This window comes from Streptomyces sp. NPDC001507 (genome assembly GCF_042894765.1).
In the GTDB taxonomy this organism is placed as follows: Bacteria; Actinomycetota; Actinomycetes; order Streptomycetales; family Streptomycetaceae; genus Streptomyces.
Map to the genome: position 1 here is coordinate 144,431 of NZ_JBIAVV010000007.1, position 12,411 is coordinate 156,841.

The 12,411-nt window shown below is 70.9% G+C and carries 8 protein-coding genes; 6 read left to right on the forward strand and 2 right to left on the reverse strand.

The annotated features are described in order from the left end of the window. Window positions 1–138: 138 nt before the first annotated feature. Both ACFY0K_RS23285 and ACFY0K_RS23290 read right to left on the reverse strand, forming a co-directional pair. Window positions 139–1,848 (reverse strand): carbohydrate binding domain-containing protein, encoded by a 1,710-nt coding sequence (locus ACFY0K_RS23285; RefSeq protein WP_390641462.1) that lies wholly within the window; start codon window positions 1,846–1,848, stop codon window positions 139–141. Window positions 1,849–2,080: 232 nt separating this feature from the next. Continuing rightward, window positions 2,081–2,272, reverse strand: a complete 192-nt coding sequence (locus ACFY0K_RS23290; RefSeq protein ID WP_390641463.1) for a hypothetical protein — start codon at window positions 2,270–2,272, stop codon at window positions 2,081–2,083. Between the two features lie 631 nt (window positions 2,273–2,903). Here ACFY0K_RS23290 and fusA point away from each other — a divergent pair. The 6 genes from fusA to ACFY0K_RS23320 all read left to right on the forward strand — a co-directional run bounded on the left by fusA (window position 2,904) and on the right by ACFY0K_RS23320 (window position 12,163). Further along, the gene (fusA, locus tag ACFY0K_RS23295) at window positions 2,904–4,973 is read left to right on the forward strand and encodes an elongation factor G (protein WP_390641464.1); all 2,070 of its coding nucleotides are present in this window, start codon (window positions 2,904–2,906) and stop codon (window positions 4,971–4,973) included. Between the two features lie 575 nt (window positions 4,974–5,548). Next, window positions 5,549–6,865 carry an ABC transporter substrate-binding protein gene (locus ACFY0K_RS23300; protein ID WP_390641465.1) on the forward strand — a complete coding sequence of 439 codons (1,317 nt, stop codon included), beginning with the start codon at window positions 5,549–5,551 and terminating at the stop codon, window positions 6,863–6,865. Window positions 6,866–6,870: 5 nt separating this feature from the next. Then, window positions 6,871–7,863 carry a carbohydrate ABC transporter permease gene (locus tag ACFY0K_RS23305; protein WP_390641466.1) on the forward strand — a complete coding sequence of 331 codons (993 nt, stop codon included), beginning with the start codon at window positions 6,871–6,873 and terminating at the stop codon, window positions 7,861–7,863. A gap of 7 nt (window positions 7,864–7,870) precedes the next feature. Then, window positions 7,871–8,710, forward strand: a complete 840-nt coding sequence (locus tag ACFY0K_RS23310; RefSeq protein WP_351959383.1) for a carbohydrate ABC transporter permease — start codon at window positions 7,871–7,873, stop codon at window positions 8,708–8,710. Window positions 8,711–8,748: 38 nt separating this feature from the next. Then, a complete protein-coding gene (locus tag ACFY0K_RS23315; RefSeq protein WP_390641467.1) occupies window positions 8,749–10,107 on the forward strand; it encodes a GH1 family beta-glucosidase in 1,359 nt (452 codons plus the stop codon). A gap of 175 nt (window positions 10,108–10,282) precedes the next feature. Then, the gene (locus ACFY0K_RS23320) at window positions 10,283–12,163 is read left to right on the forward strand and encodes a discoidin domain-containing protein (protein WP_390641468.1); all 1,881 of its coding nucleotides are present in this window, start codon (window positions 10,283–10,285) and stop codon (window positions 12,161–12,163) included. The last annotated feature ends 248 nt before the right edge of the window (window positions 12,164–12,411 follow it).

The window sequence follows — 12,411 nt, forward strand, 5'->3', positions numbered from 1 at the left end:
GAGCCGGCCCCCCCCCCCCCCCCCCCTACTTTTCCTCCTTACCCTCTCCGCAGGGGGCCCCCCCCCCCCGCCCGCCGGCGGCCCCCGCCCCCCCCCCCCCCCCCGCGCCCCCCCCCCCCCCTCGTGGTGGTGCCGCGCTCAGCTCAGCGTGAAGTCGTCCGCGTCGACATTGGACTGGCCGTACCAGCCGTGCACGTAGACGGTGACCGCCCCGCTGCTGCCGGTGGTGAAGCTGACCGTGAGCTGGTTCCAGCTGCTGCTGTTGGACCAGGTGCTCGCGGTGGCGCCGCCGCTGACCCCGACGTAGGCGTACGGGCCCTGTACCCAGGCGGTCAGGGTGTAGGTGTGGTTGGCGGACAGGGTCACGCTCTGGTCGCACTCGCCGGTGCTGCTGGAGCTCGGCGTTACCTGCAGGCTGTGGCTGCCGCTGTGGACCGGGCTGGAGACCACCGCGCTGCCGGCCGTGCAGGTCCAGGGGCTCAGACTGCCGGATTCGAAGCCCGCGTTGGTCAGTGAGCCGCCACCGCCCCCGCCGCTGCCGGAGGAAGTGACCGTGAGCGAGTAGGTCGCGCTGTGGCTGCCGCTCGCGGCCGTGCCGGTGACGGTGATCGGGTAGGTGCCCGCGGCCACGGACGAGCCGACCGTCGCTGTCAGCGTCGAACTGCCGCCGGACGTCACGGAGGCGGGGCTGAAGGAGACGCTGACGCCGGACGGCGCGCCGGAGGCGGAGAGGCTGACGGACTCGGCACTGCCGGAGGTGACGGCCGTGCCGACGGTCGTGGTCGCCGAACCGCCCTGGGCGACCGAGGCCGAACCCGGCGACAGGGACAGCGAGAAGTCGGTGGTGGTGCCTCCGCCGCCACCGCCGGTGCTGCCCTCGTAGGGCACGAACGCGTCGGTGAAGGCGAGCGTGTTCTGGCTGATCTCGCTGCACGTGGAGAGCGAGTTGGCGGTGCCGCTGCACGGCTGGTCCCGGTTGGCCGACCAGAACGACAGCCGGCCGACGCCGTTCTGCGCGGCGAAGGACTCCACCGTCTGGGCGTCCGCGAGCGTGAAGGTGGAGCCGTCGTCGTTCTTGCCGATCATCGGCGTGATGCCGAGGTTGGCGTAGGTGTAACCGGAGTCGACGGACTGCATCTGCGCGAGCGTGGCCTTGGCCGCGGAGACCGCGCCCTGGCCCATCTCGGTGCCGGTGCCCGCGTAGTAGTCCATGGCCATGATGTTGACCACGTCGATCTTGATGCCCGCGGTCTTCGCGGCCTTGAGGATGTTGACGCCGTCGCCGGTCAGCCCGCTCGTCAGCACCGGCAGGGTCATGGAGAACTTCAGGTTCGGGTTGGACGCCTTGAGGTCCTTCATCGCCTGCATCTGGCGGGCCGCGGCCGCGGTGTCCGCGATGGCGGCGCCCTCGACGTCGAAGTCGAGCTGGGTGACGCCGTAGTCGTTGATGATGGCCTGGTACCCGGCGTCGATGCTGCTCTGGGTCGAGCACGTCCAGGCGAGCGGCTCACCGCTCGCCCCGCCGGAGGAGATGATGACGGAGGCGCCCTCGGACTTCGCCCTGGCGATCTCGGGGTCGGTGTAGGAGTCGTTGCCTATCGGGAGCGTGTCGCCCCAGATCTGGTTGCAGCCCTCGCCGAGGACGAAGGCCGCCGTGTAGGCCTTGAGCCCGTGTCCCGTGATGGCGGTGTCGAGCAGTCCTTCCTGACCGTTCGACATGTCGACATAGGGAGCCACGGAGTAGACGCTGCTCCCCGCGGCGCTGCCGGCCGGGGCCAGCGCGACGGTGACGCCGGTCGTCGCGAGTGCGAGCGCACAGGCGGAGGCCGCAAATCTTGCCAGGTGCATGACAGTGGCCCTTTCGGGATGCCCATCGAGGGCGGGGTGGTGGGGGGTGGGCCGGGATTTGGTACATACCAAACCGCCGCCGAGGCCCGTCAGTCAAGAGGACTAGACCAACTCCATACCATTCGCGAGCGGTATCGCCCCGACCCGCCTCCCCGTGCCGCCGCTCCGGCCGGGGGTGTCTCCCGCCTCCGGCGGACGGGCCGGAGACGGGAGACCCCGGCTCACCGCGCGGTCAGGAACTCGTCCGGGCCGGCGGGCGGTTCGCGATCCGGATGGCACCGACCCTGCCGTGGAACACCATGTCGACCGCGCCCGCGTACTCGTGACCGCCCGCCGGCCACGGCAGCCCGAGCGACGACGCCTCCTGCGGCGTCCGGTTGACGCTGTCCTGGCTGCCCCAGTGAAGGATCTGGGTGCCCGGCACGACCGCGAGGGTGAACAGGGGGCGTTCGGATCCGGTCTCCAGGCGCCGGTCTCGGCGCTGCCGGTGGCCTCCCCGGCGGACGTGGGCGTCGCGCCGAGCACGGCCGCGCCGGTTCCTCCGGCCGCCGCGCCCGCAGCGGCCGGCGCCGTGCTGCGGAGGAAACCACGCCGGCTCTGCCCGGCGCCCCCCTGTAAGCGGCTCCCGGGCGGCCGCGAGGTGACGGTCGAAGAGCAGGCGGCCGTCCGGGACTTGAAGGACCGGGACGGCCGGTCGAAAACCGGATGCCGCGCCCCGCACCCCCTGCCTACACTCATCCACTGTCACGCACCGTAGCCGCGACCCGCGTCCGCGGTGTCCTGCCGTGACGAGTCCGGACGAACGAGGGGAGAGGGCCATGCGGGACCGCACCGCCGTAACCCCCTCCCTTTCCCGGTACGACGTGATCCTGGTGTCCCCGTCCCTCCGGTGCCCGCCGCGCGGCCGGCACCGGACTCCGTGACGAGCGACAGCATCAGTCAACCACCGTCATATGCAGGTCTTCTGACATTCCGTCGCATGTGACGGGCGGGCTTCGCCGCACGGGAATTCGCGCTGCCCATTCCGGCAACCGTCATCCGAGAGGCACCGGGCCATGCGCACCGAACTCCGCACGAACTCCGCCAACCCCCTTGCCGCCGTCCGCAATCTGGGCATCCTCGCCCACGTCGACGCCGGCAAGACCACCGTCACCGAACGCATCCTCTTCGCCACCGGCACCATCCACAGACGCGGCGAGGTCCACGACGGCACCACCGTCACCGACTTCGACCCCCAGGAACGCGACCGCGGCATCACCATCTTCGCCGCGGCCGTCAGCTGCGCCTGGGACGGCCACCGCGTCAACCTCATCGACACCCCCGGCCACGTCGACTTCGCCGACGAGGTCGAACGCTCCCTGCGCGTCCTCGACGGCGCGATCGCCGTGTTCGACGCGGTCGCCGGCGTCGAGCCGCAGAGCGAGTCGGTGTGGCGGCAGGCCGACCGGCACGGCGTCCCCAGGATCGCCTTCGTCAACAAGCTGGACCGCGCCGGCGCCGACCTCGACCGGGCAGTCGAGTCGATCCGCACCCGCCTGCACCCGGCCCCGCTCGCCGTCCAGCTGCCCATCGGCACCGAGGACGGCTTCACCGGCGTCGTCGACCTCGTGCGCATGCGCGCGCTGGTCTGGGCGGACGACGGCGGTACGGCGACGGAGGGCCCCGTTCCGCGGGAACTGCGGGAGGCGGCGGACCGGCGCCGGCACGCGCTGGAGGAGGCGGTGGCCGCGCTGCACCCGGGCGCGCTGGACGAGTTCTGCGCGCCGCCCGGCCGGCTGTCCGACGCCACGCTGGCCGGCGCCCTGCGCGACCTCACCCTGAGCGGCGAGGGCGTCGTGGTGCTGTGCGGCTCCGCCTACCGCAACCGCGGCATCGAACCGCTCCTGGACGCGGCCGTGGCCTACCTGCCCGCGCCGTCCGACGTCCCCGCCGTGCGCGGTACCCACCAGGGCACCGAGCAGCGGCGGGCCGCCGACCCCGAGGGGCCGTTCGCGGCGCTCGCGTTCAAGGTGACCGCGACCGCCACCGGACGCCTCACCCACGTCCGGGTCTACTCCGGCACGATCGAGAAGGGAGACACCGTGTGGGACCCGGCGACGCGCCGCACCGAGCGCGTGGCGCGCATCCTCCGCGTCATGGCCGACCGGCACGAACCCCTCGACCGGGCGGTGGCCGGTGACATCGTCGCCGTCGTCGGGCTGCGGTCGACCCGCCCAGGCGCCACGCTGTGCGCTCCGGACGCCCCGCTGCTCCTGGAACCGCCGGCCGCCGCCGAACCGGTGGTCTCGGTCGCCGTCGAGGCCCGCCGCCGTACCGACACCGGCCGGCTGGCCCAGGCGCTGGCCCGGCTGGCCGAGGAGGACCCCTCCCTGGCGGTGCGCACCGACGCCGAGACCGGGCAGACCGTGCTGTCCGGGATGGGGGAACTGCACCTGGAGGTCGCGGTGGAGAAGATCCGCCGGGACGGCGGCCCCGAGGTGACGGTGGGCCGGCCGCGGGTCGCCCTGCGGGAGACCGTGACCCGCGGGGTGACCGGTTTCGTCCACCGGCACGTCCACCAGACCGGCGGGGCGGGCCAGTTCGCGCACGTCGTCCTGGACGTCGAAGCCCTCGGGCACGAAGGCGGGTACGGGGCGGGCTTCGAGTTCCGGTCGGCGGTCACCGGCGGCCGGGTGCCGCAGGAGTACGTCCGCGCGGTCGAGGCCGGCTGCCGGGACGCCCTCGCCGAGGGGCCGCTCGGCGGGCATCCGGTCACCGGGCTGCGGGTCACCCTGACCGACGGCTCGACGCACGTGAAGGACTCCTCCGACACGGCGTTCCGCACGGCGGGGCGGCTCGGCCTCCGGGAGGCCCTGCGGGCCTGCGCGATGACGCTCCTGGAGCCGGTCGCCGAGGTCACGGTCACCGTGCCCGAGGACGCGGTGGGCGGCGTCCTCGGGGACCTGGCCGCCCGGCGCGGCCGGGTCACCGGTTCCACGGCGCGGGGCGGCGCGGCGGTGCTCACCGCCACCGTGCCGCTGGCCGAACTCTTCGGCTACGCGACCCGGCTGCGCGGCCGCACCCAGGGCCGCGGCACCTTCACCGCCCGCCCGTCGGGCCACGCACCGGCCCCGCCGGCCCGGTGACACCGGGCGGGGACCGGGGAAGAACTCCCCGGCCCCCGCTCCCGGCGTCGTGCTCCGGCCCCGGCTCCCGGCGTCGTGCTCCGGCCCCGGCTCCCGGTGTCGTGCTCCGGCCCCGGCTCCCGGTGTCGTGCTCCGGCCCCGGCTCCCGGTGTCGTGCTCGCGCCTCCGCTCCCGGTGTCGTGCTCGGCCCCCGGCTCCCGGTGTCGTGCTCCGCCCTCCGCTCCCGGTGTCGTGCTCGGCCCCCGCCTCCGCCACCCGCAACCGCCGTCGAGACACAACCGTTGTGGAACGGCGTCCGGCCGCTCTCCGCGCAGGTCATCCGGCTTCGGCCCAGGTCACGCCGCCGGGGGTGGGCGTAGCATCGCTCCGGAACCGGCTGTTCCCCGGCCCGCCTGCACAGATGCCCGTGCCGGATGCCTTGACGAGCCAGCCTTCGGGGGATTAACTCACGTCCTAAATTAAGCCATGAGGGGCTTCGGAAGCCGAACGTCGGTCCAGGCGTCCGCACTAGCGGGCGCCGGCCTTCGCGAAGCCCTCTCGGGGTTCTCGTCTCCCGGAAAGGCACAGCTGGAGCCATGCGCAGCATCCGAGCCGCGGCCGTAGGCGCCGTCACCATGTCTCTCGCCCTCGCGGCCACGGCCTGCGGTGGCGGTTCGTCCACCGGCGGCGGGTCCAACGACTCCCCGAAGACGCTCACCTACTGGGCCTCCAACCAGGGTGCCAGCATCGAGGTCGACAAGAAGGTGCTCCAGCCGGAGCTCGACAAGTTCCAGAAGCAGACCGGCATCAAGGTCAAGCTGGAGGTCGTGCCCTGGTCGGACCTGCTCAACCGGATCCTGACCGCGACCACCTCGGGCCAGGGCCCCGACGTGCTGAACATCGGCAACACCTGGAGCGCCTCGCTGCAGGCGACCGGCGCGCTGCTGCCCTGGGACGCCAAGAACTTCGACAAGATCGGCGGCAAGGACCGCTTCGTCGACTCCGCGCTCGGCTCCACGGGCGCCGAGGGCAAGGACCCGGCGGCCGTACCGCTGTACTCGATGGCGTACGCGCTCTACTACAACAAGAAGATCTTCGCCGACGCCGGCATCGCCAAGCCTCCGGCCACCTGGGATGAGCTGATCGCCGACGGCAAGAAGATATCGGCGAAGGGCAAGTCGGTCCTCGGCGCCGAGGGCGGCAACGTCTCGGAGAACATCCACCACGTCTTCGTCTTCGCCAAGCAGCACGGCGCCGACTTCTTCACCTCCGACGGCAAGCCGGACTTCACGAACGACAACATCGTCGCCGCGGTCAAGCAGTACGTCGACCTGATGGCCAAGGACAAGGTCATCCCGACCGGTGACGCCGAGTACGCGCAGAACCAGTCGGTCAGCGACTTCGCCAAGGGCAAGCAGGCCATGCTGCTGTGGCAGTCGGCCTCCTCCAACCTCAAGTCGCAGGGCATGAGCGACAGCGACTACGGCATCGCCCCGGTGCCCGTCCAGTCCGGCACCCCCGGCACCGGCACCCAGGTCAACTCGATGGTCGCCGGCATCAACCTGGCGGTCTTCAAGAACACCAAGAACCTCGACGGCGCCACCAAGTTCGTGAAGTTCATGACCAGCGACGACGAGCAGAAGATCCTCAACACCGCCTACAGCTCCATCCCGCCGGTCAAGACGGCGCAGGAGGACGCGGCCTTCAACACCCCGGCCAACTCCGTCCTGAAGAACACCCTCGCCACCAGCGCCGCGGCGCTGCCCCAGGTGGCGGCGGAGTCGCAGTTCGAGACCACCGTCGGTACGGCCGTGAAGAACCTGTTCGCCGACGCCGCCGCCGGCCGCGCCATCACCACCGACTCCGTCAAGGCCGAGCTGGAGAAGGCCCAGCAGCAGATGCCGGCGGCCTGAGCACCATGACGACCACCACCACCGCCGTGCAAGAACCGGCGCGGGTGAACTCCCCCGGGGCGGCGGGCGGCTCGGGCCGCCGCCCCGGGCGGATCCGCCGCATCGGACTGCCCTACCTGCTGCTCCTGCCCGCCCTGCTCCTCGAACTCCTCGTCCACCTCGTCCCGATGGTCATCGGCGTCGTGATGAGCTTCAAGGAGCTCACCCAGTTCTACATCCGCGACTGGACCACCGCCCCCTGGGCCGGATTCGACAACTACAAGCTGTCGGTCGAGTTCAACGCCCCCATCGGCAAGGCCCTGCTGCACTCGTTCTTCGTCACCGTCGGCTTCACCCTGCTCTCCGTCGGCCTGTGCTGGCTGATCGGCACCGCGGCCGCGGTGTTCATGCAGGACACCTTCAGGGGCCGCGGCCTGCTGCGCGCCCTGTTCCTGGTGCCGTACGCGCTGCCCGTCTACGCGGCCGTCATCACCTGGGTGTTCATGTTCCAGCACGACAACGGCCTGGTGAACCACGTCCTGCACGACCAACTGCACCTCACCGACAAGCCGTCCTTCTGGCTGATCGGCGACAACAGCTTCTACGCCCTGCTGATCGTGTCGGTGTGGAAGGGCTGGCCGTTCGCCTTCCTGATCGTGATGGCCGGCCTCCAGAACATCCCCCGGGAGCTGTATGAGGCGGCCGCCCTGGACGGCGCCGGCATGTGGCAGCAGATCCGGCGCATCACCCTGCCGTCGCTGCGCCCGGTCAACCAGGTGCTGATCCTGGTCCTGTTCCTGTGGACGTTCAACGACTTCAACACGCCGTACGTGCTGTTCGGGAAGTCCGCACCGGAGGCCGCCGACCTCATCTCGGTCCACATCTACCAGGCCTCCTTCGTCACCTGGAACTTCGGCACCGGCTCGGCCATGTCCGTGCTCCTGCTGCTCTTCCTGCTGGTGGTGACCGGCGTGTACCTGGTGTTCACCTCGCGCGGACGGAGGACCTCGGATGTCTAGCTCGCCCATGGCCCCGCCGCGGTCCTTCCTCTGGTCCCGGCGGATCTTCCTCACGCTGCTCACCGGGTTCGTGCTGATCCCCGTGTACGTGATGATCTCCAGCTCGCTCAAGCCCCTCTCGGACGTCACCGGCAAGTTCCGCTGGCTGCCGAGCGGCCTCACGATCCGCCCGTACATCGACATCTGGTCGACGATCCCGCTCGCCCGGTACTTCGTGAACTCGCTGATCGTGTCGGTCGCGGCCACCGTCTGCTCGGTCGTCGTCGCGGTGTTCGCCGCCTACGCGGTGAGCCGCTACGAGTTCCGCGGCAAGCGCGTCTTCACGGTCACCGTGCTGTCCACGCAGATGTTCCCGGGCATCCTCTTCCTGCTGCCCCTGTTCCTCCTGTACGTCAACATCGGCAACGCCACCGGCATCGCCCTGTTCGGCTCCCGCGGCGGCCTGATCCTCACCTACCTGACGTTCTCGCTGCCGTTCTCGATCTGGATGCTGATCGGGTACTTCGACTCGGTCCCGCGGGACCTGGACGAGGCGGCGCTGGTGGACGGCTGCGGGCCGCTCGGCGCGCTGCTGCGGATCGTCGTACCCGCCGCGATCCCCGGCATCGTCGCGGTCGCCGTCTACGCCTTCATGACCGCCTGGGGCGAGGTGCTGTTCGCGTCGGTGATGACCAACGACACCACCCGCACCCTGGCCGTCGGCCTCCAGGGCTACTCCACGCTCAACAACGTGTACTGGAACCAGATCATGGCCGCCTCGCTCGTGGTCAGCGTTCCCGTCGTGGCCGGCTTCCTGCTCCTCCAGCGCTACCTCGTCGCCGGGCTGACCGCCGGCGCCGTCAAGTGAACCCGCTTCGCAACGAAGCCAGTTCCGAAGGGAATTTCGTGACCATCGACCTCGCCGCCCTCCCGCACGACTTCCTGTGGGGCACGGCAACCGCGGCGTACCAGATCGAGGGAGCCGTCGCCGAGGACGGCCGTGCACCCTCCATCTGGGACACCTTCTCGCACACCCCGGGGAAGATCGCAGGCGACGACAACGGCGACGTCGCGTGCGACCATTACCACCGCTGGCGCGAGGACATCGACCTGATGCGGCAACTGGGCGCCAACGCCTACCGGCTGTCGGTCGCCTGGCCGCGCGTGCGGCCCGGCGGGGACGGCCCGGTCAACGCCAAGGGGCTCGACTTCTACGACGAGCTGATCGACGCCCTGCTGGCGGCCGGCATCACCCCGTCGGTCACCCTCTACCACTGGGACCTGCCGCAGGCCCTCCAGGACCGTGGCGGCTGGCCCGAGCGGGCGACCGCCGAGCACTTCGGCGCGTACGCCTCCGTGGTCGCGGAGCGCCTCGGTGACCGGGTCAAGCACTGGACCACCCTCAACGAGCCGTCCTGCTCCGCCTGGATCGGCCACCTGGAGGGCAAGATGGCCCCCGGCTGGACCGACCTCACGGCCGCCGTCCGGGCCTCCTACCACCTGCTCCTCGGCCACGGCCTGGCCGCCCAGGCGATCCGCGCCGCCGCGCCCGGCGCCGAGGTCGGCATCGTCAACAACCTCTCCACCGTGTTCGCCGCCTCGGACCGCCCCGAGGACGCGGCCGCCGTCCGCCGCCACGACGGGCACGTCAACCGCTGGTGGCTGGACCCGGTGCACGGCCGCGGCTTCCCGGCCGACATGGTCGAGACCTACGGCGTCGAACTCCCCGAGCGCGCCGGCGACCTGGAGACCATCGCCACCCCGCTCGACTGGCTGGGCCTGAACTACTACTTCCCGGCCTACATCGAGAACGACCCGAGCGGCCCCGCGCCCTACGCCCGTTCGGTCTACCGCCCCGGCGTCCCGCGCACCGGCATGGACTGGGAGATCGACGCGAGCGGCATCGAGACGCTGCTGCTGCGCCTGACCGAGGAGTACGGCGCCCGCAAGATCTACGTCACCGAGAACGGCTCCGCCTACCCGGACGTGGTCCGCCCCGACGGCACCATCGACGACCCCGAGCGCCAGGAGTACCTGGTCAGCCACCTCGCGGCGTGCGCCTCGGCGGCCCGCAAGGGGGCCCCGCTGGCGGGTTACTTCGCCTGGTCGCTGCTGGACAACTTCGAGTGGGCGTACGGCTACGACAAGCGGTTCGGCCTGGTCCACGTCGACTACCGGACCCAGGTCCGCACGATCAAGGGCAGCGGCCACCGGTACGCGGACATCATCCGCGACCACCGGGGACAGGCCCGCCGGGCGGCCTGACACACACCGCGGTGGGCGCGGTCCAGGGGAGTACCGCGCCCACCGCACCTACGACCGTCCCGCGGCATCGCCGTACGTACGAGCACCAGGCACGGAGCTTGATCTGTCATGCCCACAACACAAACCGAACGGAACGCCAACGCTCAGACGGACCACTGAAGCTCAGGAGACCCGCATGCCATCCCCGTTCCGCATCCCCCGTACCGTCCTGGCCGCCGTGGCGGCGGCCGCCCTGCTGACCTCCGGCACCGTCCTGGCCGCCCCGGCATCCTCGGCCGCCACCGCCGCGACCTGGGACACCGACCGCGCGAACACCGCGTACGCGGCCAACCCGAACGCCGTCACCGCCTCCGGCTACGAGAACGCGGGCACCACCCCGGCCATGGCCTTCGACGGCAACGGCGCGACCCGCTGGTCCAGCAACTTCGCCGACAACGCGTGGATCGAGATCGACCTCGGCACCACGATCCGCATCGACAGCGTGGTCCTCGACTGGGAGGCCGCGTACGGCAAGAGGTACGTCCTGGAGGCCTCTAGGAACGGCACGGACTGGACGCCCTTCTACACCGAGACCGCGGGCACCGGCGGCTCGGTCACCGCGCACACCTACCCGCAGGAGGTCACCGGCCGCTACGTCCGGATGCGCGGCATCGAGCGCGCCACCCCCTACGGCTTTTCGCTCTGGAACTTCAAGGTCTACGGCGGCGAACCGGCCCCCGCCTCCTCGACCGTCACCAACCTCGCCCTGAACCACCCGGCGTACTCCAACTACTACCAGCACGCGGGCAACTCACCGGCGTTCGCCACCGACGGTGGCTGGCCGGCGGACCTCAAGGGCGACTCCACCCGCTGGTCGAGCGACTGGAACGCCGACCGCTGGATCTCGGTCGACCTCGGCGCCACCTCCACGATCTCCTCCGTGGACCTCTACTGGGAGTCGGCGTACGCCGTCGACTACCTGCTCCAGGTCTCCGACGACAACGTCAACTGGCGCACGGTGTACGAGCCGTCGGCCGCCGACATAGCCACCCGCCGCGCCAACGTCGTGTCCCCCTCGGACGCCTCAGGCCTGCACGACAAGGTCACCCTCTCCTCCCCGACGACCGGCCGCTACGTCCGCATGCTCGGCAAGGAGCGCCGCAGCTTCTACAACCCGGCCCCCGCCACCGCCCAGTTCGGCTACTCCCTCTACGAGTTCCAGGTCTGGGGCACCGGCGGCAGCGCCTCCGCCGCCTACCCCGCCCTCCCCGCCGACCAGTCCGGCACCTACCAGACGACGTTCTTCGACGACTTCACCGGCAGCTCGCTCGACCGCTCCAAGTGGCGGGTCGTGCGCACCGGCACCGAGATGGGCTCGGTCAACGGCGAGGCCCAGGCGTACGTCGACTCGCCCGACAACATCAAGACCCAGAACGGCGAGCTGATCCTCAAGGCGAAGTACTGCAAGGGCTGCACCCAGGCGGGCGGCGGCACCTACGACTTCACCTCGGGCCGCATCGACACCAACACCCACTTCGACTTCACCTACGGCAAGGTCAGCGCCCGCATGAAGCTCCCGGTGGGCGACGGCTTCTGGCCCGCCTTCTGGCTGCTCGGCAGCAACGTCGACGACCCGTCCGTCTCCTGGCCGGCCTCCGGCGAGACCGACATCATGGAGAACATCGGCTACCCGACCTGGACCAGCACCGCCCTGCACGGCCCCGGCTACTCCGCCGACGGCAACATCGGCGCCCGCCAGACCTTCCCCAACGGCGGCACCGCCGACCAGTGGCACACCTACGCGGTCGAGTGGACGCCGACGGCGATGCGCTTCTACGTCGACGACACCCTGGTCCAGGAGACGACCCGCAACGTCCTGGAGTCGACCCGCGGCCAGTGGGTCTACAACCACAACCAGTACGTCATCCTCAACCTCGCCCTCGGCGGCGCCTACCCCGCCGGCTGGAACCAGGCCACCACCCCCTACTGGGGCCTCCCGCAGTCCAGCGTGGACAAGATCGCGGCCGGGGGAGTGCAGGCGGAGGTGGACTGGGTGCGGGTGGAGCAGAAGAAATAGCCGGCCTTCAGGTGCGCTGCCGCCGAACCGTTGTCACCTGCGGCGCGGCGGCAGTCACCGGTTGTGGACATTGTGTGCGCGGGAGAACACCAGCAATTGGGGGACGGCATGGGCCTGTCGTCCAAGCCGCCAAGTGGGAGTACGAACCGAAGTCCAAGGCCGATGGGCGCCTCGTTGATCCGCGCTTCGACGTGCGTACGGAGGAGTCCGGCAATCCGAACTTCGGTGCATGGCCGCAGCGTCTGCCG

Excerpts from the sequence above, each read along its gene's own strand:
- ACFY0K_RS23285 (WP_390641462.1), bottom strand. The coding sequence starts at position 1,848 with ATGCACCTGGCAAGATTTGCGGCCTCCGCCTGTGCGCTCGCACTCGCG.
- fusA (WP_390641464.1), top strand. The coding sequence starts at position 2,904 with ATGCGCACCGAACTCCGCACGAACTCCGCCAACCCCCTTGCCGCCGTC.
- ACFY0K_RS23300 (WP_390641465.1), top strand. The coding sequence starts at position 5,549 with ATGCGCAGCATCCGAGCCGCGGCCGTAGGCGCCGTCACCATGTCTCTC.
- ACFY0K_RS23305 (WP_390641466.1), top strand. The coding sequence starts at position 6,871 with ATGACGACCACCACCACCGCCGTGCAAGAACCGGCGCGGGTGAACTCC.
- ACFY0K_RS23310 (WP_351959383.1), top strand. The coding sequence starts at position 7,871 with ATGGCCCCGCCGCGGTCCTTCCTCTGGTCCCGGCGGATCTTCCTCACG.
- ACFY0K_RS23320 (WP_390641468.1), top strand. The coding sequence starts at position 10,283 with ATGCCATCCCCGTTCCGCATCCCCCGTACCGTCCTGGCCGCCGTGGCG.